The organism is Pacificibacter maritimus (assembly GCF_003814915.1).
Lineage (GTDB): Bacteria > Pseudomonadota > Alphaproteobacteria > Rhodobacterales > Rhodobacteraceae > Celeribacter > Celeribacter maritimus.
Genome location: NZ_RKQK01000002.1, coordinates 1 through 22,004 on the forward strand (window position 1 = coordinate 1; position 22,004 = coordinate 22,004).

General features: G+C 51.3%; 23 protein-coding genes, 2 tRNA genes and 1 pseudogene. 17 read left to right on the top strand and 9 right to left on the bottom strand.

What is annotated here, in order from left to right; genetic code table 11:
• Nucleotides 1-309: 309 nt before the first annotated feature.
• The 6 genes from EDD53_RS06535 to EDD53_RS06560 all read right to left on the bottom strand — a co-directional run bounded on the left by EDD53_RS06535 (nucleotide 310) and on the right by EDD53_RS06560 (nucleotide 5,914).
• Nucleotides 310-1,032, bottom strand: a complete 723-nt coding sequence (locus EDD53_RS06535; RefSeq protein ID WP_123792428.1) for an anti-sigma factor — start codon at nucleotides 1,030-1,032, stop codon at nucleotides 310-312.
• Nucleotides 1,029-1,592, bottom strand: coding sequence for a sigma-70 family RNA polymerase sigma factor (locus EDD53_RS06540; protein ID WP_246002276.1), 564 nt, complete (start codon nucleotides 1,590-1,592; stop codon nucleotides 1,029-1,031). The genes EDD53_RS06535 and EDD53_RS06540 overlap by 4 nt, the downstream gene beginning before the upstream one ends.
• Nucleotides 1,593-1,812: 220 nt before the next feature.
• Nucleotides 1,813-2,613: a DUF4394 domain-containing protein gene (locus EDD53_RS06545; RefSeq protein ID WP_123792429.1), complete on the bottom strand. Its 801-nt coding sequence runs from the start codon at nucleotides 2,611-2,613 to the stop codon at nucleotides 1,813-1,815.
• A gap of 244 nt (nucleotides 2,614-2,857) precedes the next feature.
• Complete coding sequence (locus EDD53_RS06550; RefSeq protein ID WP_211331595.1) at nucleotides 2,858-3,943, bottom strand: quaternary amine ABC transporter ATP-binding protein; 1,086 nt, start codon at nucleotides 3,941-3,943, stop codon at nucleotides 2,858-2,860.
• The gene (locus EDD53_RS06555; protein ID WP_123792430.1) at nucleotides 3,936-4,823 is read right to left on the bottom strand and encodes an ABC transporter permease; all 888 of its coding nucleotides are present in this window, start codon (nucleotides 4,821-4,823) and stop codon (nucleotides 3,936-3,938) included. Before EDD53_RS06555 ends, EDD53_RS06550 begins: the two co-directional genes overlap by 8 nt.
• An 83-nt stretch (nucleotides 4,824-4,906) precedes the next feature.
• Nucleotides 4,907-5,914 carry a glycine betaine ABC transporter substrate-binding protein gene (locus EDD53_RS06560; protein WP_123792431.1) on the bottom strand — a complete coding sequence of 336 codons (1,008 nt, stop codon included), beginning with the start codon at nucleotides 5,912-5,914 and terminating at the stop codon, nucleotides 4,907-4,909.
• Nucleotides 5,915-6,283: 369 nt separating this feature from the next.
• Here EDD53_RS06560 and EDD53_RS06565 point away from each other — a divergent pair, with 369 nt between their 5' ends.
• Together EDD53_RS06565 and lysM are read left to right on the top strand one after the other, a co-directional pair.
• Entirely contained in the window at nucleotides 6,284-8,068 is a 1,785-nt protein-coding gene (locus tag EDD53_RS06565) for an ABC transporter transmembrane domain-containing protein (RefSeq protein WP_123792432.1), read from the top strand.
• A 90-nt stretch (nucleotides 8,069-8,158) separates the two neighbouring features.
• On the top strand, nucleotides 8,159-8,587 hold the full coding sequence (lysM, locus tag EDD53_RS06570; RefSeq protein ID WP_123792433.1) for a peptidoglycan-binding protein LysM: 429 nt from the start codon (nucleotides 8,159-8,161) through the stop codon (nucleotides 8,585-8,587).
• A gap of 54 nt (nucleotides 8,588-8,641) precedes the next feature.
• Here lysM and EDD53_RS06575 read toward each other — a convergent pair whose 3' ends face one another.
• Nucleotides 8,642-9,760, bottom strand: coding sequence for a beta-ketoacyl-ACP synthase III (locus EDD53_RS06575; protein WP_123792434.1), 1,119 nt, complete (start codon nucleotides 9,758-9,760; stop codon nucleotides 8,642-8,644).
• Between the two features lie 241 nt (nucleotides 9,761-10,001).
• On the opposite strand from EDD53_RS06575, the gene EDD53_RS06580 reads away from it, so the two are divergent.
• The 3 genes from EDD53_RS06580 to EDD53_RS06590 all read left to right on the top strand — a co-directional run bounded on the left by EDD53_RS06580 (nucleotide 10,002) and on the right by EDD53_RS06590 (nucleotide 12,690).
• Nucleotides 10,002-11,936, top strand: a complete 1,935-nt coding sequence (locus EDD53_RS06580; RefSeq protein ID WP_123792435.1) for an acyl-CoA synthetase — start codon at nucleotides 10,002-10,004, stop codon at nucleotides 11,934-11,936.
• A 141-nt stretch (nucleotides 11,937-12,077) separates the two neighbouring features.
• Nucleotides 12,078-12,284 carry a hypothetical protein gene (locus tag EDD53_RS06585; RefSeq protein ID WP_123792436.1) on the top strand — a complete coding sequence of 69 codons (207 nt, stop codon included), beginning with the start codon at nucleotides 12,078-12,080 and terminating at the stop codon, nucleotides 12,282-12,284.
• A gap of 124 nt (nucleotides 12,285-12,408) precedes the next feature.
• Entirely contained in the window at nucleotides 12,409-12,690 is a 282-nt protein-coding gene (locus tag EDD53_RS06590) for a hypothetical protein (RefSeq protein ID WP_123792437.1), read from the top strand.
• A gap of 73 nt (nucleotides 12,691-12,763) precedes the next feature.
• On the opposite strand, the gene EDD53_RS06595 is transcribed toward EDD53_RS06590, so the two are convergent.
• Together EDD53_RS06595 and EDD53_RS06600 are read right to left on the bottom strand one after the other, a co-directional pair.
• A complete protein-coding gene (locus EDD53_RS06595) occupies nucleotides 12,764-13,429 on the bottom strand; it encodes a L,D-transpeptidase (RefSeq protein WP_123792438.1) in 666 nt (221 codons plus the stop codon).
• 201 nt (nucleotides 13,430-13,630) lie between these two features.
• Nucleotides 13,631-13,705, bottom strand: a tRNA-Thr gene (locus EDD53_RS06600).
• 206 nt (nucleotides 13,706-13,911) lie between these two features.
• Between EDD53_RS06600 and EDD53_RS14815 the strand changes: the two genes are divergently transcribed.
• From EDD53_RS14815 to EDD53_RS15125, 12 genes and pseudogenes are all read left to right on the top strand, one after another.
• Complete coding sequence (locus EDD53_RS14815) at nucleotides 13,912-14,067, top strand: hypothetical protein (RefSeq protein WP_170162702.1); 156 nt, start codon at nucleotides 13,912-13,914, stop codon at nucleotides 14,065-14,067.
• 10 nt (nucleotides 14,068-14,077) lie between these two features.
• On the top strand, nucleotides 14,078-15,343 hold the full coding sequence (gene murA / locus EDD53_RS06605) for a UDP-N-acetylglucosamine 1-carboxyvinyltransferase (RefSeq protein ID WP_123792439.1): 1,266 nt from the start codon (nucleotides 14,078-14,080) through the stop codon (nucleotides 15,341-15,343).
• 3 nt (nucleotides 15,344-15,346) lie between these two features.
• Entirely contained in the window at nucleotides 15,347-15,826 is a 480-nt protein-coding gene (locus EDD53_RS06610) for a DUF2948 family protein (protein ID WP_123792440.1), read from the top strand.
• A gap of 111 nt (nucleotides 15,827-15,937) precedes the next feature.
• A complete protein-coding gene (gene hisD, locus EDD53_RS06615; RefSeq protein ID WP_123792441.1) occupies nucleotides 15,938-17,251 on the top strand; it encodes a histidinol dehydrogenase in 1,314 nt (437 codons plus the stop codon).
• On the top strand, nucleotides 17,244-17,723 hold the full coding sequence (locus tag EDD53_RS06620) for a UPF0262 family protein (protein WP_123792442.1): 480 nt from the start codon (nucleotides 17,244-17,246) through the stop codon (nucleotides 17,721-17,723). Before hisD ends, EDD53_RS06620 begins: the two co-directional genes overlap by 8 nt.
• Nucleotides 17,720-18,181, top strand: a complete 462-nt coding sequence (locus tag EDD53_RS06625) for an arsenate-mycothiol transferase ArsC (RefSeq protein ID WP_211331605.1) — start codon at nucleotides 17,720-17,722, stop codon at nucleotides 18,179-18,181. The genes EDD53_RS06620 and EDD53_RS06625 overlap by 4 nt, the downstream gene beginning before the upstream one ends.
• A gap of 178 nt (nucleotides 18,182-18,359) precedes the next feature.
• The gene (infA, locus tag EDD53_RS06630; RefSeq protein WP_009573923.1) at nucleotides 18,360-18,578 is read left to right on the top strand and encodes a translation initiation factor IF-1; all 219 of its coding nucleotides are present in this window, start codon (nucleotides 18,360-18,362) and stop codon (nucleotides 18,576-18,578) included.
• An 18-nt stretch (nucleotides 18,579-18,596) separates the two neighbouring features.
• Nucleotides 18,597-19,175, top strand: a complete 579-nt coding sequence (locus EDD53_RS06635; protein ID WP_123792444.1) for a Maf family protein — start codon at nucleotides 18,597-18,599, stop codon at nucleotides 19,173-19,175.
• Complete coding sequence (locus EDD53_RS06640) at nucleotides 19,172-20,215, top strand: ribonuclease E/G (protein WP_123792445.1); 1,044 nt, start codon at nucleotides 19,172-19,174, stop codon at nucleotides 20,213-20,215. Before EDD53_RS06635 ends, EDD53_RS06640 begins: the two co-directional genes overlap by 4 nt.
• Nucleotides 20,212-20,292, top strand: a pseudogene (gene yacG, locus EDD53_RS15120) (DNA gyrase inhibitor YacG); the annotation flags it as partial. The gene EDD53_RS06640 and the pseudogene yacG, both read left to right, overlap by 4 nt.
• A 217-nt stretch (nucleotides 20,293-20,509) precedes the next feature.
• Nucleotides 20,510-20,584, top strand: a tRNA-Phe gene (locus EDD53_RS06650).
• 664 nt (nucleotides 20,585-21,248) lie between these two features.
• Nucleotides 21,249-21,650, top strand: coding sequence for a recombinase family protein (locus tag EDD53_RS15125; RefSeq protein WP_170162703.1), 402 nt, complete (start codon nucleotides 21,249-21,251; stop codon nucleotides 21,648-21,650).
• The last annotated feature ends 354 nt before the right edge of the window (nucleotides 21,651-22,004 follow it).

Here is a 22,004-nt window from a genome sequence, read left to right on the forward strand (position 1 = left end):
CCAGTCCGCTCAAACCAACAATCAATCTCTCGCTGCCGGTAGAGGGGGTTCTAAGCCCAACACCCAATACCCGCAACCCCTTTTTTAACAGTTTCATGAAAAAATTGAGGAGACGGAATTTACACAACAAAATCTGGGACTTAGGTGAAGATATTTTTCCGTTCGGAGACTGAGCCCCTGCTATGGTCAGCACACTATCGCACAGAAATATCGGTGAAGGCAGTTATCCACAGAGACAACGCACAGAAGCTTGTGAATCGCCCCGACTCGCAGGAGAATCCCGCCTTGCGAGTCGGGGCAGCGATGTGACTACAAAGGCTGCTGCGCCAAACCTTTGCCATATATAGGCCCAGTTGGAAGACCTGTGGGCGATCCACCCTGTTGTTCAAAGGTGATTTCATAAAGCTGCTGCACCTCTGGCTCGGGCAAACCATCGATTTTGAGCGCTGCCTGCACAGGTGCATCCAAAACCCCCAAGGAGACTGGCAAACCATCTGCATCGGGTTTTGTCCAAACCTGCATCACCTTGCCTTGAGGCACGTTTGCGGCATCTAACATGGTCACGCGCGTTGTATTGTCTTTTGCACCCTCAACCAAAGCCACGGGCAATCCGTTATCCCCAAGCAGAACTGCAATCACTGTCGGATCGGGTTTTGGCAGCATGGTCCATCCAATCGCGATCCCCACTATAATAGATGCAGCAACTGCGGTCAGAGTGGTCCACAAAGTGGGGCGCGCATTTGTATTGGCAGGCGCATTAGGCTTGGTCGGCATCGGCGCGATGTAATCATCGTCCAGCAAAGTGGTATTGCTATCGATGGCAGTTTCAACACGAGACCACATTGTGGCGGGCAGCTCTTGCGGATCGGCTGTGGCGTCGAGTTCGCCAAAACGCACACGAGCGCGCTCTAGAAGGGCCGCGACTTTGGGATCTTCACTTGCCAAAAGTTCAATCGCCGCAACCTCTGACGGGTCGGCCAAACCGATGACGACTTCGTCGATACGTTCGAGCAAATCACGTTGAACAGTCATGACAGGCACTCCCGAAGTTGAGACAGGCCGCGGCGGGTCCATGCTTTGACCGAGCCGAGGGGGGATTTCATCCGACCTGAGATCTCTCCGTGGGAATATCCCAGCACATAAGACATCAAAACGGCGGATCGTTTTGCGGGGTCCAGCGCTTGCAAACATCGGCGCAAATCACTGGCACTGTCGAGACGCGCATAGGCATCTTCGACGATTTCATCTTCGAGGCGGCGTTCTAACACATCCCCTTGTGTTGCGACTTCCCATTTTTCGCTGCGCAACATCGTGAGGCAGCGATTTCTGAGAACCGTAAAGACCCAGCCTTTGGCCGCGCCGCGCATCGGATCGTATTGATGCGCTTTACGCCAGATTTTGACAAAAGCATCCTGCACGGCGTCTTCAGCTAAATCCCTGCGCCCCAACATACGGTAGGCCACGCCATAAAGAGCGCCCCCTTCCAAAGCCATCAAGGCTTTCAAAGCCGATTTGTCGCCCTTTGCGCAGGCTTGCAGCAAAGCCGCGTGATCTTGGGACTGTGCCATTTGGTCAGTATCGCGATGTGTCACTGATGCCTCCGAATTATTTCGGATAGTGTTAGCAGGCACATCGGAGCGGTCAACAAACAAAAAGCGCGACCATGCCGAGGGCCAACACGGTCGCGCAAAGTCACTCAGAAAAACAAGTCGGGTCAAATGCTTTTGGCACGTCACCCATTTCTACATACCATATGAAGCTACTCGTTAACGGGCTGCGCACCCTTGCAGATGCGCAGCACCTTGGCCGCTCTTATTTTGCGGTCAAGAATGTGATGTCGCGTACGTCGCCTTCAACGCCAGACAATTCCCAGCTTTCGGTCACAGCACCTGTATCCAAAGACACGGTGTGCAAGCTGCCGCCAGCGGCCAACCAAGCTGTATTTGTGCCCTCTGCGTCAGTTGCGATATCGAAAGCGTAGACAGGTGCGGCATCGATGCCGAGTTTACCGATAGCTGCCAAAGTACCATCGTTTGGTGATGTTTGCTGGATCAAAGCAACGATTGTCGCGTCGATGTCAAACATAGCTGTGGTTTCAGGCATGCCGAATGAGTTGATGTAAGCCGCCGCCCAGATCGCTGGCTCTTCGCCTGCGTGCATATCTGCATCTTCGTAAGCCAAGCTGCCGTCAACGGTTACAGCACCTGATTCAATGTCAACGCGGTGGTTGGTTGTGCCAGACATGAAGCGCAATTTGTTGGCTTTTGGGTTGAAATCAACGATCACAGCCGCGCCATCTTCGATTGGCAATTCTGTATCCATTGTAGAGATCACAGAAGCTTCGCCTGTCTCAACATTGATTTCAACGATTTCGAATGTGTCCGACACGCCGATCAATTGGCCTGTCGCAGGGCGCAAATCGATGCCGAGCAATTTATCAACACCAGTCACTTCCATAGACATGGTGGATGTCGCTGTCGCGCTATCAATGATGGACAATGTTTTGTCGCCCGTCAAAGCAACCGCGTGCAAACCCATGTGGTCATCAGCCTGAGCCAACACAGGTGCAGTGATAATCGCGGCTGTTGTCATGATCTTTGAAAGAGTACGCATAAGAAAGTCCTTTTCAGTGTCCTATACGAACGGGATATCCGTTCGCTGTATACTGGTAAGACTCTGCGGGGGGCCTATTTGGATGCAGCAGAATGATTTTATTTTTCAAAAATAATTCAAGTCACTGATTTTAATGAATTTTAAAATTAAATTCTTTCTGCATCTCTGTGCAAACAGCCCTAAAAATGAAAAAGCCCCCACATTCAAGCGGGGGCCTTTCGCAGTTCAACGCTCGACTGACGCCTTAAGAATAGCGCACCTCGTCGTCGGCCTCTGTTTCAGGCGCTTTCAATGCATCAATCAAGCCATCCAAAGTCACAGCCCCCAAGGGGTTGCCTTTTTTGTCTACAACGGGACAGGATCCATCGACGGATTTATGCAATTTCGGCAAAGCTTCTTCCAAAGACATACCACCACGTAGGGTTTCACCCGCCCCTGTGGCACCTTTTTTCACGATAGAGCGCAAGCGCACGACCTTAGCCCGATTGATGTCACGGATAAAGTCGGTGATGTAATCGTCAGCAGGGTTCATGATTATGTCCTGCGGATCGCCAGATTGAATGATCTCGCCATCGCGCAAAATCGCAATGTTATCACCGATGTTCAAAGCCTCATCCAAATCATGGGTGATAAAGATGATGGTTTTGTGCAGCTCCTCTTGCAGTTCCAATAGAATAGACTGCATATCGGTGCGGATCAGCGGATCAAGCGCAGAAAAGGCCTCATCCATCAGCAAAATTTCTGCATCTGTCGCCAGAGCACGGGCCAAACCGACACGTTGCTGCTGACCACCAGAAAGCTGCGATGGGTATTGCTCCTCGAACCCAGCAAGCCCCACACGGTCCAACCATTTGACAGCGCGTTGCTGAGCTTCCTTGGTAGATACACCTTGGATTTCCAGCCCGTACATTGCGTTTTCCAACACAGTACGATGCGGCAAAAGACCGAACTTTTGGAAGACCATGGACATCTTAAAGCGGCGCAGGTCACGCAGCTCTTTGGCATCCATTTTCATCACGTCTTCGCCATCGACCCAAATCTCTCCATCGGTTGGCTCAATCAAACGATTTAGGTGACGGATCAAGGTCGATTTTCCTGACCCAGACAAACCCATGATCACTTGGATTTTGCGGGCAGGAATATCCAGATTGATGTTATTCAGCCCTAAAGCGTGACCCGTTTGGTCCATCAACTCAGGTTTGCCCATACCGCCTCGAACCCGATCCAACATCGCCTCAGGCGTATCGCCGAAAATTTTGTAGAGCTTTTGGATACTGACTTTTGGTTCATCAATACTGTCGTCTAGAGGTTGGATTTCATGCTTAACCATGTCCCGTCTCCCTGTAAGCTTGCAGACGCTTGCCATAGCTTTGGCTGACGCGGTCAAAAATAATTGCAAGGGCGACAATGGCCAAACCATTCATCAAGCCAAGCGCAAGATACTGATTTGAAATTGAGCGCAACACAGGTCCGCCAAGACCTTTCACCCCGATCATTGAGGCGATCACAACCATGGACAAAGCCATCATAATCGTTTGGTTCACGCCTGCGAAAATATTCGGCAAGGCAAGCGGGATTTGCACCCCGAACAATTTTTCACGGCTGGATGCACCAAAGGATTCAGCCGCCTCCATCACATCGCGGTCCACCAAACGAATACCAAGATTGGTCAAACGCACGATGGGGGGCGCCGCATAGATACACACCGCCAAAAGGCCAGGCACTTTGCCGATACCCAAAAGCATCACAACCGGCAGCAGGTAAACAAAAACGGGGATCGTCTGCATCACATCCAAGATCGGTGTGATGATCGCTTGCGTGCGATCAGACCGCGCCATCAAAATGCCAATCGGAATACCGATTGCAATACATAGGACCGTACACACCGAAACAATGGCCAAAGTCGCCATCGTATCTTCCCACATGCCCAAAAAGCCGATGATCAAAAAAGCGATGACTGAGCCGATGGTGACTTTCACAGATCGCGCACCGAGCCACGTCAGCGCGGCAATCACGATGATAACAATAGGCCACGGGGTGCCCAAAAGTAGCTTTTCAAACCAAATCAAAAATTTCAGCAGAGGATTGAAAAAAGCTTCGATTTCTGGGCCGTAAGCGCGTGAAAAAGAGCGAAAGCTTTCGTCAATCCCTTGTTTTAAACTGGCCAGATCTTTTCTGCCCAAGGCGGGAAATTCACTTAGAAATTCCATCAAGTGTTCCTTATTCTAGGTACAAAAAGGGGTCCACGATCTAGCGTACCAGATCATGAACCCCAGACTGTCAATTTACAGAATTAGAGTCCTGCTTTGACTTTTTCTGCGACATCAGCAGGAACCCACTGAGTCCAAAGATCAGCATGGGTTTCCAAGAACTCATAAGCTGCATCTTCACCTGTCGCTTGGTTTTCAGTCATGTATACGAGCATCGCATTCATAACTTCACCTGGGTAAACACGTGCCTTTAAGTACTCCGTTGCCACACCTGCTTTTTCAGCAAATTCAGCTGTGACGACAGATTCAACTTCGGATTCAACCCAAGCTGTCACTTGTGGATCAGCACAGTCTTGTTCGGCCAAAGCAACGCAGTTGTTCCAGTTGTCATCGCCCGCGTATTCCGCTTCGAATGGCAACATTTTCAGGCCGTATTTGCCAACAAGTGATGTTGGGCTCCAGTAGTAACCGAACCATGGTTCGTCGCGGTCGGCCGCTTTGGCGATCGAACCGTCAAGACCCGCTGCAGAACCTGGATCAACCAATGTCCAACCTTTTTCTTCCATGTCGTATGCACGGAACAAGTTCGCGTTGATCAGTTGGCAACCCCAACCAGCAGGACAGCCCATGAAGGCGCCTTTGGATTCGTCTTCGACATAGGGGAACAGCTCTGGGTGTGCGAGCACCTTTTCAACCGTATCGAGTTCAGGGTGATCTTGCGTGAATTTTTCAGTCACCCACCAGCCTTCACCAAGACCTGTAATAGGGCCATCGTTCAACGCAACAAGCGTGCCTTCTTCTTTGGCTGCCGCCAAAGGTGTCGCAACAGCGTTGATCCACAGTTCTGGAGCCACGTCTGGTTCAGATTTTTCGCTCATGGATGCGAATGTTGTCTGAGTAGCGCCAGCAATCAATTCGACATCACAGTCGTAACCTTCTTCAAGGATGATCGCATCAACGTTGGCCATCAACTCGGCTGAGGCCCAGTTCATTTCGGCAATAGAGATAGATCCACAGTCAGATGCAAAGGCAGCGCCAGCAGATGCGATCAGGCCAAAAGCACTCGTCGCGACAAGGGTGTTAAATTTCATTATGGGAAGCTCCCGCTTTTTCTTCGTGTGTTCGCTGGTCAGACCTGAAACAACCACGTGGCTGCTTTGTCTCTTCGACCAGTCACCACCCCGAATTGGGCGATTTCTCCGCAAGTGCCGTTCGCGGCCCATAATCGGGCGCCCCTTAAAAGAGGCCGATACGGCGGAGCATGGGCATAACGCACCATATTGCGCCCTGAATTGCAAGTCCTTCGCATCACTGCGGTACCTTACCTAAGGTTAACTTTTAAGTCGCCTAAATTCGCGCCATGCTGCGGCATGGTGTCATTCTGTCCTTCACGTGGTCTCAAAGCTTGCTCTCTCGGCCTGCGCTGCGTATCTGTGCCGAAAGGTTTTTAGGAAGAAGACATGGCTGATCGTATACTCCAAGATGCCACCGAGCGCGCAAAATCAAAAAAGATCGGTGCTTTAACGCAGCTTTGGCCATTTCTCGCTCCCTATCGCGTTATGATGTCTGCGGCTATTGCTGCGCTGGTTTTGACAGCCTGTATATCGCTGATATTGCCTTTGGCTGTGCGCCGCGTCGTTGACGGGTTTCAAACCTCAAGCGCGATGTTACTGGATGGTTACTTCACAGCCGCGCTTTTAATCGCACTCGCTTTAGCCATCGGAACAGGATTGCGGTATTATTTGGTGACGCGGCTTGGCGAACGGGTTGTCGCGGATATCCGTAAGGCGGTTTTTGATCGCATGATCCGCATGTCGCCTGCGTTCTTTGAAAAGATCATGACAGGTGAAGTTTTATCGCGCATCACCACCGACACAACGCTGATTCTATCCGTGATTGGATCCTCTATTTCAGTGGCTCTGCGTAACATCATGATCTTGTTTGGCGGTATGATTTTGCTGCTGTTCACATCTGCAAAACTCACCAGCCTCGTGTTGTTGCTGGTGCCGATTGTTATCATTCCAATCGTTGTTTTGGGGCGCCGTTTGCGCAAGTTGTCACGCGAAAACCAAGACTGGATTGCATCAAGTTCGGGCAGCGCATCAGAGGCCTTACTCTCAGCCCAAACAATCCAAGCCTTCACGGGTGAAGTCGCCCATTCAGAGCAGTTCAGCTATGTCACCGAGAAAAGCTTTACCTCGGCACACAGTCGCATCAAGACCCGCGCGATGATGACGGTCATCGTGATCACGCTGATTTTTTTCGGTGTTGTCGGGGTGTTGTGGATCGGCGCGCGAGACGTGCGTACAGGCACGATGTCTATCGGCGAATTGGTGCAATTCGTGATTTATGCCATCATGGTTGCGGGCGCATCAGGAGCCCTGTCGGAAATATGGGGTGAATTGCAACGCGCTGCTGGTGCGACAGAACGTCTGGTCGATCTCCTCAGTGCCGATGATCCCGTGACCGATCCCAAACACCCCAAAGCGCTGGCGCTGCCTGTGCGCGGTGAAATTGCCTTTGATGGCGTGAAATTTGCATATCCTGCGCGGCCACATACCTCTGCGCTCTCTGATGTCTCATTTACAGTAAAAGCAGGTGAAACCATTGCTCTTGTGGGGCCATCTGGGGCTGGAAAGTCAACAATCATTCAGTTGCTGCAACGCTTTTATGACCCCCAGTCAGGCGAGATCACCATTGATGGTGTTCGGATACAAGACATGACGCGTGCAAGCTTTCGGTCGCATATCGCGCTGGTGCCGCAAGACCCTGTTATCTTTGGGACATCCGCGCTGGAAAACATTCGTTTTGGTCGTCCCGAGGCCAGCGACGATGAAGTTATTGCCGCCGCAAAAGCGGCCGCAGCAGATACATTTCTATCTGCCCTGCCCGAAGGCTATGACAGTTATTTGGGCGAACGTGGCATTATGTTGTCGGGCGGGCAAAAGCAGCGGGTCGCCATTGCGCGCGCGATCTTGCGAGATGCGCCTATTTTGCTACTCGATGAAGCCACATCAGCATTGGATTCTGAAAGCGAAAAATTGGTCCAAGAAGCCGTGGAAGATATGGCCAAAACCCGCACCACATTGATCGTGGCGCACCGTTTGGCGACCGTCAAAAAGGCAGATCGCATTTTTGTATTCGAAGATGGTAAAATCGCGGCAATGGGCACCCATGATGCTTTGGTGGCGCAAGATGGGCTTTACGCGCGATTGGCCCGATTACAGTTCACCGACGGGGAATAAACTTGCCCAGCTCCCCTATTCAAGCGACAAGAAAGCAGCTTTGATTCATCAAAGCAAATGACGTAATTTAGATTAAGGACGCACAGCACTATGGGTATTTGGAATTTTGTAAAAGGCGCGGGCAAATCCGTATTCAAGAAAAAAGACGCAGAACCAAATAAAGACGATCTATTGGCTGAAATTGCAGCGCTGGGTTTGGAAGCTGAAGGTCTTGACGTCTCTGTTGAAGGCGACAAAGTGAAAGTGGCAGGCACAGCTTCACAAGAGATGAAGGAAAAAGTCATCTTGGCTGTCGGCAATGTCGAAGGCATCGCATCTGTTGAAGACAGCATCGCGGGCGCTGATCCTGTATTTCACGAAGTGAAAAAAGGCGAAACACTTTGGGGTATCGCCAAAGACACACTTGGCAATGGCAACCGTTACATGGAAATCTTTGACGCCAACAAGCCTATGCTGTCACACCCAGACAAAATCTATCCAGGTCAAAACCTGCGCATCCCGCAAGATATCGAAGCATAAGCTGTTCGAATTTTGAAGTATGAAAGGCGCCTATATGGGCGCCTTTTTTATGTGCTAAACCTGTTCCAATAGTACAGATCCCACGGAATACCCTGCACCAAAGGAACACAACAGCCCCCTATCGCCCGTTTCCAACCCATCAGAATGTTTGGACAGCGCGATAATTGAACCCGCCGATGATGTATTGGCGTAGTCTTGCAAAATATTGGGTTGTTCATCGGGTTCAGGTACGCGTCCCAATACCTTTTTGCCGATATAGTCGTTCATCGTCTTATTCGCTTGATGTAGCCAAAGACGTTTTAGATCCTGCGCGCGAAGCCCAGCATGCGTCAAATGATCCGAAATATGCTGGCTGACCAAGGGCAGAACTTCTTTGAACACCTTGCGCCCATTTTGCATAAACAACATATCGCGGTGGTCGCCCATACGGTCTTCTGCACGACGCATAAACCCGTTGTTATTGCGGATATTGTTGGAAAACTGAGTTTCACATTTGGTAGATAACACTTTGAACCGTGGGGCATTGGCCAGATCGGCGGCCTCTAAAACGACTGCTGTGGCAACATCGCCAAAGATGAAATGGCAATCACGGTCACGCCATTCCAGATGGGCCGAAGTGATTTCAGGCGAGACAATCAAAGCCCGTTGGACACTGCCTGAACGGATCATATCCGATGCTGCCTGCACCCCAAAGGTGGCAGATGAACAGGCCACATTCATATCGAATGCAAAGCCCCCTGCCCCCAAAATATCTTGGATTTCGACAGCAATAGCAGGATAGGCGCGCGCATGGTTCGAAGCCGCGCAGATCACCAAATCGATATCTGAAGCTGCGCAATTCGCCTGTGCCAAAGCCGCTCGTGCCGCCGCAACACCAATTTCGGCCATCATCGAAGGGTCGGAATCGTCGCGCAAAGCAAATTTCGGCCCCATGCGACGAGGATCTAAAATGCCGTCCTTTTCCATAACATAGCGCTGCTCAATGCCTGAGGCAGCAGTGATGAAACCTGCAGAAGACGGTGTTTTGGCATCACAGGTTCCTGCTGCGATTTCATCAACGTGATCTTGATTATATAGCGCCACATAGGCGTTAAAGCTGTCCACGAGCTCTTGATTGCTAATTTGGTGAGGCGGCGTAAAAACCCCTGTTCCGCTCAGTACGACATCGGTCATAGCACCCCCTGTGAAAGCCAATTTCCCTGCGACACTGGCTCGATTTCCGCCTTACCCTAAGGTTTGGCGAGGTTTGGGTCCAGCGTCTTGGCCAGCTCTTACGCGGCGTTAGAATCCCTTGATCACGCAAAAGGGATCGCCACAAACATCGCGATGACTTGTAACAAAACAGTTTTATGACCATCATATGGAAAGGGAGATTTTGCCCCCAAAAGGGGACAAACCAAGGGAGGACAGCACCATGGCAACAGGCTTCACATCGCCAGCCGCGCGTGATCTTATTGATGCGGAAATGCCCTATGAGGATCGTGATGTTTGCACGACCATTTATGAGCGTTTGACACGCACCAAGGATGCCTTTGGCACTCGCCCTGCCTTTTCATATCAAATTACATCTGGACCCAAAGATCGTGCTGAAACGCTTACGTGGTCTCAAACCCATACCCAAGTTACGCAAGCGGCCAATATGTTTCGCGCCCTTGGTGTGATGGAAGATGATGTCATTGCCTATGTTTTACCCAACACAAATGAAACAGCGATCACCTTTTTAGGGGGCATGGTTGCAGGTAAAGTCGCCCCAATCAATCCACTGCTGGATGCCTCACAGATCGCATCACTCCTTAAAGATTCCAAAGCAAAAGTCGTGGTGACTCTGCGCGCTTTTCCCAAAACGGATATCGCGCAAAAGGTCGCCGAAGCGCTGCGCGATGTGCCAAGCGTTACCACAGTGCTCGAAATCGATTTACTGCGCTATTTATCACCGCCCAAAAGCTGGATCGTGCCGCTTATCCGTCCAAAGAATCCCGCAGCCCAACATCACAACGCAAAAGTGTTGAGCTTTACGGATGAGATCGCAAAACACCCCACAACCTTAACCTTTACGGACACTCCAAAAGATCGCGTTGCCGCATATTTTCATACAGGTGGCACCACAGGCATGCCTAAGGTCGCACAACACCAAATGTCGGGCATGTTGTATAACGGCTGGCTGGGCGCGCGTCTCTTATTTGATGAATACGATACCATTATGTGTCCTTTGCCCATGTTCCACGTGTTCGCCTGCCATGTGACGATTATGTCGATGCTTACCTCTGGCGCGCACGGGGTTTTCCCGACGCCTGCGGGCTATCGCGGTGATGGGGTTTTTGACAAGTTTTGGAAGCTCATCGAACGCTGGAATGTCACGTTTATCATCACGGTTCCAACGGCAATGTCGGCTTTGATGCAGCGGCCCATTGATGCGGATATTTCTTGTGTAAAAAAAGCCTTTTCAGGATCATCCCCCCTGCCGATCGAACTGTACAAAAAATTTGAAACCGCGACTGGGATCGAAATCATCGAAGGTTACGGGTTGACCGAGGCCACATGTCTGGTCGCTTGTAATCCGATCGGTGGCGTCAAAAAAGTCGGATCAGTCGGCATTCCGTTTCCACATACCGATGTCAAAATCCTTACCCAAACCGACACGGGCCCCGTTGAATGCGAAACGGATTTGGTCGGCGAAATCTGCATCGACAGTCCTGGTGTTTTTGCAGGCTCAACCTATACTGAATCCGATAAAAATCATAAGCTCTTTCACCATGAAACCTATCTGCGCACAGGCGATTTGGGGCGCATCGATGAAGACGGTTATCTTTGGATCACAGGGCGTGCAAAGGATCTGATTATCCGTGGGGGCCACAATATTGACCCCGCCGAAATCGAAGAAGCCCTTGCTGGGCATCCGCAGGTGGCCTTCGTCGGTGCCATCGGACAACCCTGTGCCTACTCGGGTGAATTGCCCTGTGCCTATGTCGAATTGGTCGATGACAAAGACGGTGTGACACGCCCAACCGTGGATGATTTGCTCAACTATGCGCGCGATCACATTCACGAACGCGCAGCTATGCCCAAATATATCGAAATTCTTGATGAGCTGCCAAAAACGGCGGTTGGAAAAGTATTCAAACCAGATCTACGCAAACGCGCAATCACACGTGTGTTCGATAAGGCTTTGAAAGATGCGGGACTAACGCAGCGGGTAACCCATGTTGAAGATGATAAAAAGCTTGGCCTTGTGGCATATATTTCGCCACAAAATGCCAAAGATACGGATGCCACTGAGCGTTGTTTAGGTCAGTTCTCAACCCGCTGGGATTGGGAAAAAGCACCCTCCAATGACAGCCTTGATCCTTAAAAATTTGTCGTAATATTCGATGAATTCACTGAATATTGACAGATAGATGCCACGTTTATGCCTCAGTTCGCCCCTTGAATACTTGAACAACACCCCGCGCCACTTTGTATTATAAGCGCCCGCACTTAAAGGAGACCTAGAATGATTATAGCTCTCATGGCCTTGGCTTTTACCTCAGCTTTGGCAGCCGCCGTGACAGCGGTCGCCCTTGGCGCACCTATCTGGCTTGCCTTGGTCATCTATTCTGTTATTGGCGCAGCTGGTCTGTTTATCATCGCATTTTACATTGTGGCAAGCTCCGCAGCACATGCCGCCCCGCGCCACAAAACGCATGAAGCCCACGCTTAACGCCGACAGCGCAGGCAGATAGCACATATCTCCAAGACACCCATATTCATGGCAAGGATGCGGGTTTTACTTTTGGCGTAGAATGGCTTACCCAAGATGTAAGACTATTTTGGAGATATCAAACATGAAAACTAGGGCTTGGATTCTAGGCGGTTCCGCCTTGATGCTCGCAGCTTGTACACAAGGCTATGTGAGCGACCCTGAAACGGGATTTCTAAAAGAGGTGCCAGAAGATGTGCGCGCTCTCGCGGCGCCGAACCAAGATTTGGCATCGGTGCGCATTGATCCCGTGGACGGCTGCTATGTCTACCGTCACGTCGGTCCAGTCGAGACGACTTTCTTACCCCTGCGCACAGCGAATGATGCGCCAATCTGCAGCCGTGCGCCTGACGCCGCACCCGCATAAATCACTAGCGAACACGAAACGCAAAAGGCGCTGCATCCATCTGGAGCAGCGCCTTTTTCATAGTATCAATTTCTTAAGTGCTAGACGAAATCATATCCTCTGGTGGATACAGCGTGGCTGTCGCCCCCTTTGCCACTTGATCGTAGAGATCAATAATATGCGGCATGATCATACGCACACAGCCAGAACTCGCGCGCCCACCGATAGACCGCGGACTTGGTGATCCGTGGATGCGCAAATAGGTATCCCGATTGCCCGTATACAGATATAGCGCGCGCGACCCCAAAGGATTGTTCGGACCGCCATCCATGCCCTCGGCATGCTGTTCATACAAATGTGGGTCGCGCTTGATCATCGCAGGTGTCGGTGTCCAAGTCGGCCATTTTGCTTTGCGTTTGATTGTGTAAGTGCCTGGCTCGTAAAGATTCCCGCGCGCGATGGCCACGCCGTAACGCATGGCCGTGCCATCCTCGCGGATCAAGTACAAATAGCGCGCGACAGCATCTACGTGGATATCGCCCGCCTTTAAGCTCGGGTTGGCTTCAACAACTTGTGGCAAGAACCGCGAGGGAACGCCCCAAGGATTCGAAGTAGCCAAGTCAAAATTCGCGGGCGTAACCTGAGCATCCCAAGTGGCCCATTTCGAACTGTCGGTTGTGGCAGCCGATGCTGCACGCATCGAAAGTGGCGTCGAAAACAGCGCCGCTCCCGATATAATAAAATGACGTTTTGTCAGCATGAAAACACGCTCCTATTCTCTCTTCGCTTTCGCGATGTTGCCCAAGATGTAGGGTGAGAACAGGTAAAGGGCGAGTCATATGACCGTAATAACGCCGATTCAAATGCGCGACGTCACGTCTTTGCAACGCAAAGCCCCAAAACGCAAACAAATGCCTAGCACATATCAACGTGACTAAACGCTTTAACATTAATGGGAAAATGGTGCTGCTGGGGAGAATTGAACTCCCGACCTCTCCCTTACCAAGGGAGTGCTCTACCTCTGAGCTACAGCAGCGCCGTGGGCGGCTAATTAGCTTTGATAGCGGTGCGGCGCAAGAACCTTTTCGTGAAAATCGCGGGCTTTGCGCGTTTTTATCATCTTTGATCGCGAATGTTTTGATCCCGCAAAGTTGAAGGAGGCGCATTTGTCGGCAAATTCCCCCTATAAAATGCAAATTCGAGCACTGGACGCGATTGCAGCCAGCCGCTACACGTCATTTTATGGAAAAGAAATCTGTCACATCAAAGCCCGCCAAACCTGCCGTTTCAGCCCGCGATGCCCGTCTTAAAGCGGCTCTCAAGGCGAATTTAGGTCGGCGCAAGCAATTGAGCCGCGCAAAAGCTGCGGCCGATAAGACAGATACACAAAGCGAGTAGGGCATAGGGTATGGATTCGATTTTGGTAAAAGGCGGCGGTCCGCTAAGTGGAGACATCGAGATCGCGGGTGCGAAAAATGCCTGTTTAACACTGATGCCAGCAACGCTGTTGTCGGATGAGCCGCTCACATTGACCAATGCTCCGCGCCTGTCAGACATCAAAACAATGACGGCCTTGCTGGAATCTTTGGGCGCTGAAATCAATTCGCTGCAAGATGGCAAAGTGCAAACCATGTCTTGCCACGGCGACCTGAACCCCATTGCCGACTACGAAATCGTACGCAAAATGCGCGCGTCAAACTTGGTTCTGGGCCCGCTTTTGGCCCGCCTTGGCCATGCGGTTGTATCTTTGCCTGGTGGCTGTGCGATTGGGGCGCGGCCGATGGATTTGCACGTTGATGCGCTGACTGCACTGGGCGCTGAAATCGAACTGCGCGATGGCTATCTACACGCCAAAACCCAAGGTGGCCTAAAAGGCAATGTGCACAAAATGCGCTTTGCTTCTGTTGGCGCGACTGAAAACTTTGTCATGGCTGCGACTTTGGCCAAAGGCACGTCCGTTTTGGAAAATGCCGCGCGTGAACCTGAGATCGTTGATCTTGTCGCCTGCTTGAAAAAGATGGGCGCACAGATCGAAGGCGAAGGCACATCCCGCATCGAAATCCAAGGCGTTGACCGCTTGCACGGCGCGACCCACCCTGTTGTCACCGACCGTATCGAATTGGGCACATTCATGCTGGCCCCAGCGATTTGTGGCGGCGAAGTCACGTGTTTGGGTGGCAAAATGTCATTGGTTGAAAGCTTTGCGGAAAAACTAGATGTGGCAGGGATTTCTGTTGTCGAAAACGCGCGAGGCCTCACAGTTTCGCGCAAAGGTGACCGCGTTCAAGCTGTCGATGTTAAAACAGAACCCTTTCCTGGTTTCCCAACTGATTTGCAAGCCCAGATGATGGCTCTGTTGTGCACAGCAGAAGGCACATCAAACTTGGAAGAAACCATCTTTGAAAACCGCTTTATGCATGCCCCAGAATTGACGCGCATGGGCGCAAATATCGAAGTCCACGGCGGTAAAGCTATTGTTCATGGTGTCGAGCGCCTGAAAGGCGCGCAAGTCATGGCCACCGACCTGCGGGCTTCTGTTTCGCTGATCTTGGCGGGTTTAGCTGCCGAGGGTGAAACCGTTGTGAGCCGCGTTTATCACTTGGATCGCGGGTATGAGTTTGTTGAAAAGAAACTGTCAGGCATCGGCGCACATATCGAACGGATCAAAGGGTAACACATGACAACGGACGCACGTTTTGAAGATGGTGGTGACACGCCACTTATGCTGAAAGCCCATGACACGGATGATCTAACGATCCTATCTGCCCTGTGCCAAGATGCAATCGTGCCTGTCGGTGAAATTTCGTACAACACCGAGCAGCGCCGCTTTGCGATGCTGCTCAATCGCTTCCGTTGGGAGGATGTGGATCGCGCCACCAAACACAAACGCAGCGTTGAACGGGTGCAATCTGTGTTGCTGTTCGATGATGTGCTAACCGCAAAATCCAGCGGTGTTTCGGCCAAAGACAAAGAAACAGTGATTTCAATTTTATCCATCACCTTTACGGCAGGGCCAGATGGCACAGGTACAGCCCTGATCACATTGGCGGGGGATGGCGAAATTCATCTTGCTCTTGAGGCTTTGGATATCACGTTGAAAGATGTCACACGACCCTATGTGGCGCCTTCGAAAAAACAGCCAACGCATAAGGCCTAGTGCCTAAGACCCCTGTGGTTTGACTGGGACAGACAAAATCTAGAAATCCGCCCCCCTGTGTCGCTTGAGCAAACCGAACTCCCGCGCTATGTGAGATGCAAGGAGACCACGATGCCACATTTTTTGAACACCACTGACACTGATTTCGAAGCCCGCTTTGTAGAGCTGCTCTCGATGAAACGCGAAGACAGCCCTGACGTGGACCACATCGTGGCTGGCATTATCGACGACGTGCGCAAGCGCGGAGATGCCGCAGTATTGGAACTCACATCCAAATTCGATCGCTTAGATCTAACAGCTGAAACGCTGCGCTTTACCAATGACGAAATCAAACAGTATTGCGCGCAAGTGTCGCCTGAAGATCGTTCAGCCCTAGAATTGGCCGCGACGCGCATCCGTGATTATCACCTGCGCCAAATCCCAGAAGATAAAATGTGGACAGACATGGATGGCGCAACATTGGGTTGGCGCTGGACCCCTGTCGCAGCCGCGGGCCTTTATGTGCCGGGTGGTATTGCCACCTACCCTAGTTCAGTTTTGATGAATGCGATCCCAGCCAAAGTGGCTGGCGTCAAACGTCTGGCCATTACTGTCCCCACTCCGAATGGAGATGTGAATCCATTGGTTTTGATGGCAGCAAAAATCGCAGGCGTGGATGAAATATACCGCATTGGCGGCGCGCAAGCGATTGCCGCTTTGGCTTACGGGACCGAAACCATCCCCCCTGTCGACAAGATCACAGGGCCAGGAAATGCCTTTGTCGCCGCAGCCAAGCGCCGTGTTTTTGGCAAGGTCGGCATTGATATGATCGCTGGGCCTTCGGAAATCTTGGTGATCGCCGATAAGAACAATGATCCTGATTGGATTGCGGTGGATCTTTTATCGCAAGCTGAACACGATGAAAGCGCTCAATCGATCTTGATCACCACGGATGCGGACTTTGGCAAAGCTGTGACCAAGGCCATTGAAACACGCCTTGAAACGCTTGAACGCCGTGTTGTTGCGGGCAAATCATGGGCCGATTTTGGCGCTGTGATTGTGGCTAAAGACTTAGACGAAGCTGCGCAATTGTCAGACCGTTTTGCCCCTGAACACCTAGAGCTTTGCGTGGATGACCCAGATGCACTGTCATTGCAAATCAACCACGCAGGCGCGATTTTCCTTGGGGCTTATACGCCCGAAGCGATTGGCGACTATGTGGGCGGCCCGAACCATGTGTTGCCGACAGCGCGCTCTGCGCGCTTCTCATCAGGTCTATCGGTTTTGGATTTCATGAAACGTACCACATTGGCGAAAATGACACCCTCTGCCTTGGAAGCTATTGGTCCCGCGGCAGAACGGCTTGCCAAATCAGAAAGCCTGCAAGCCCATGGTTTGGCCGTGCGTGTACGTCTTGATCGGTTGAACGGAGCCCCCGATGAGTAAAATCATCGCCATAGATATCGAAGACCAAGGACATACCGCACCCACGCCCGAGATTGCGCAGGAGCGCAAAGTCGCTATCTCAGATTTACTTGAGAGCAACAGCTTTGCTTTGCCACAACGCGATGACCGCGATGTTCCAAAAGGTCCATTCAAACTGCTTTTATGCATCAAAGAACGCAGGCTTGTGTTCGATTTGTCCAACGAGTCCGACCAAGCACAGGCTGAATTTCACTTGTCACTAGGGCCGTTTCGCCAAGTTGTGAAAGACTATTTTCAAATCTGCGAAAGCTATTTTGAAGCCGTTAAAAAAATGGCGCCAGGCCAGATTGAAGCCATCGACATGGCACGTCGCGGCATTCACAACGAAGGTGCACGCGTCTTGCAAGAGCGCCTAGAAGGCAAAGCAGAGGTTGACCTAGACACTGCGCGGCGTTTGTTTACACTGATCTGTGTACTGCATTGGGGAGCATAAGTTTGACGACAAAAATTCCCAGTTCAATCTTGTTTTGCTGCGATCACAACGCTGTACGATCCCCCATGGCAGAAGCTTTGATGAAACAGCTCTATGGCACCCAAGCCTATGTGCAATCAGCTGGCGTCATGAGCGACATGGAGATTGATGGGTTTGCAGTCGCAGTTTGTGAAGAAATCGGCGTAGAACTGTCCCGTCACAAAGCACGATCCTTTCAAGAGCTACAAGAAATTGGCGATCACATGTCATCTTATGATTTGATTATCGCCCTGTCTCCCGCGTCGCATCACAAGGCCCGCAACCTCACCAAAGTTTTTCATATCGATGTAGAATATTGGCCAATTGCAGACCCAACAGGTGGCAGTGAGAAACGCGATCAAAAGCTCGAATCTTACCGAATTGCCCGCGATGATATAAAACGCCGCATGATTGAACGCTTTGGTGAGCCCTGCGCATAACGGCACTTGACGGGCTATTTGCTCTCAAATTTCACAGTTTAGCCCGATGAGAGCGGGAAAAAATTCAAAAACCGTTGGAAAAACACACCTCTCGGTGAAATGCCGCTTGAAAAATCTGAGGCAAAGGCGCATTTACTGCACGCCCACACTATGGTGGGTGAATTTTACAGGAGTGAACATGGCCAAGGAAGAAATGCTCGAATTTCCCGGTGTCGTTAAGGAACTCTTGCCGAACGCGACATTCCTGGTCGAGCTGGAAAACGGCCATACGATCATCGCTCACACGGCAGGCAAAATGCGTAAGAACCGTATTCGCGTTCTCGCAGGCGACAAAGTGCAGGTCGAAATGACCCCATACGATCTGACCAAGGGTCGGATCAACTACCGTTTCCGTTAATCGGATGATGCGGTCTATATGAAACTGATCCTCGGTTCAGGCAGCCCGCGCCGGAAGGAACTTCTGGCGCAGATCGGCCTTACCCCCGATGACATCCGTTCTCCAGACATCGACGAAACGCCGCTAAAAGGCGAACTGCCGCGCCCCTATTGTGCGCGGATGGCGCGTGAAAAAGCGCAGGCTGTCCCCCGTGCAGATGATGAAATCGTGCTTTGCGCGGATACGACTGTGGCCCTAGGGCGGCGCATCATGGGCAAGCCCCAAGACGAAAAAGAAGCCGCAGAATTTTTGCTGGCCATGTCAGGGCGGCGACACAAAGTCATCACAGCTGTGGCCGTCGTTCACGGTGATTTGGTCTATGAGGCCGATGTTGTGACTGTGGTGAAGATGAAGCGCCTCTCAGATGTTGAATTGAACAGCTATCTCGCGTCAAATGACTGGCAAGGCAAGGCTGGTGGATACGGCATTCAAGGGCCTGCGGGCGCTTTTATCCCGTGGATCCAAGGCAGCTATTCTGCGGTTATGGGCCTGCCTGTCGCTGAAACCGCCAATCTGCTGACCGCAGCTGGCTACCCCGTTTACGGAGATCAAACATGATTGGCACAGTCATCGCACTCGGCATGATCAAAGGCCAGAAAGCGGCCGCATTTATCAAGAACGGCCGCTTGGAAGATCTGATCGTCGACCCTGCAGACGACAACACGCCCGCCGCTATTGGCGCTATTTACCGCGCCAAAGGTGGCCGTATGCTGAAAGGCATGGGCGGTGCCATGCTCGATTTGCCTGACGGCAACAGCGCTTATTTAAAAGGCAACAAGGGCCTTAAACCAGGCGCGCCAATGCTGGTGCAGGTCACGCATATGTCCGAGGATGGCAAGGCTGTGCCTGTCACCACACGCCTGATATTCAAATCGAAATATGCGATCATCACACCCGATGCGCCAGGTTTGAATATTTCGCGTACCATCCGCGACGAAGAAGAATTGCTGCGCCTGCATGATCTTGCAAATGCGGGTATGGATGACGCTGATGAAACACTTGGATTGATTTTACGATCGGCCTGCGCAGATGCAAAATCCGATGAGATCGCCGATGACATCGCCAATATGCGCGGCCTTGCGGAAGCTGTGACGGCTGACGTCTCCGGTGCGCCTGAACTCCTTGTTGATGGGCCTGATGCTTGGGATGCGGCTTGGCGGGATTGGGACACCCCTGACGTGTTCGACGATTCTGAACAAGCCTTTGACAATCACGGCGTCTACGAGATGATCGACGATGTTTTATCCCCGCGCGTTTCCTTGAAAACAGGCGGTCACGCCTATATCGAACCGACCCGCGCCTTGGTGGCCGTTGATGTGAACACAGGCGGCGAATTTTCTACCGCTGCGGGGTTCAAAGCCAACTTGTCGGTCGCACGCGACCTGCCGCGCCAATTGCGCTTGCGTGGTCTTGCTGGGCAAATCACCATTGACCTTGCCCCAATGCCGAAAAAAGAACATCGCGTGTTTGAACAGTCACTGCGCGCAGCTTTTAAAGCCGATGGATCAGAAGTTGTCTTGGCTGGGTTTACCCCGCTGGGCCATTTCGAAATCCAAAAGAAACGCGAGCGTGTGCCTTTGAAAGACATTCTTAAATGAGTTGTCCGATCTGTGAAAAAGACCCTGTTCTAAAATATCGTCCCTTCTGCTCAAAGCGCTGCGCAGATGTTGACTTATCGCGCTGGCTAAATGGCACCTACGCGGTGCCAAGCATGCGTGAAGAAGATGAAGACGAGGTCGCAAAGGCCTTTGAAGAAACCCTGCGCACAGCTCAAAACGAAGCTCAGGACAGCTTAAGAAAAAAACCTCACTAAATGCGCATTTTAGCTCTGGACACCATCAGAGCTGGAGACTAAACAACGCAAACCCAGAACGTGCAAACGTTCATCCGGTGCCCGGGTAGCTCAGGGGTAGAGCAGTGGATTGAAAATCCTCGTGTCGGTGGTTCGATTCCGCCCCTGGGCACCATTTAAACACCTTATACATAATGATTTTATTAAAGATCGAAAGTCGCGAGACTTGCAGCACCTGCTCTGGGGCTACATTTCAACCTCGGTACAAGCTTCGATTATTTGACGAGTATAAACACATTCGAAGTTTTTAGGCATTCCCTGCGACAAATAGCAATGCTCTGGATATAAGTAATCAAGAGAAAGGATTGCCTATGCCGCATGCCACAAAACGAGAACACGAATTTTAAACCGTTGATCAGGTCGCCCAGAGATACAATATCTCCAAACCCACCGTGTGGAGGTGGTGCAATGCAAACCCACAGTTTCCAAAGCCATATAGACTTAGCCCAAATTGCACGCGCTGGAAGCTCGTAGATCTTATAGATTACGAAGCCAATATCCGAGATTGCTGCATTACCGCCTTCCCGTCCCCATACGATCGCGAGAAGGATAATGACGCCAAATCACGGTCCGTAAATTAGGAATGGCTAGATATTTGAACACACGCCTCATCCCATATCGAGCAAGTCTTGCAACTTGCGGACTCGATCTGGTGTGGGACGTGGGTCTGCACCGCTAGAAATCACACGAATGCACTCGATCCATGCTTGTTCGTTTGTTGTAAGCTGCTCCCACTCACCAAGAGGAGACTGAGGAAGTTTAATAACTGATTGTGTCATTTGCCAAAAATCCCTCGAAGAGTTGCTCTTGAGCGCGCTGTAAGGCGCGGATCGGCTTCATCAGATGCATCTCGAATCTCATCGAGCCACTGCTTTTCATGGTCAGCGACAGGAGAAGGATTAGAAAAGCAAGCAGAGAAAATTCGTGAGTGGTGCAAGAAGAAAGGCATCCAACTTCTAACTATTCACGAAGACATTGCATCAGCTGTCGGTGATCATAGCTACAAAAGACGAACCGGACTTCAAGACGCGCACAAACAAGCTTTGAGAGAACATGCGATTTTAGTCGCCTCAGACCCTACTCGCCTCTTTCGAAACCTTACTGCGGCTGTCGACTTTCTCAACAACCTCCCTAAAAAGGTCTTTTCCATCCAACCGAGCATTCGCGGACCTCTTGAATAGGCGCAACATTTTGACTGGGCATGGACATCACTGGACAAGAGACACAGTTTTAAGAAAGCGAAAAGCCGCTAAGGAGTTCCTACAGGAGCGAGATCAACTCGAAGCTGAGCTAGATGCAGAAGAAGCTGCGGCAACCACCTCACTGAGCCCAAAAAGCTTGAAAGATAATGAAGTCGCTTTGAAAACCGAAGAAGAGCTCGCTGAACAAGCTGAATTGGAACGAAACCCAACCTACGGCCTATTCTAACGAGACGCCAACCTGCCTCTTTTACGGACTGATGTTTGGTTTTCTGCGTCAGCGCGGCAACGACCGAGGCTCCTGACTTACCATGCCAATGCCTCGGTCGTTGCCCC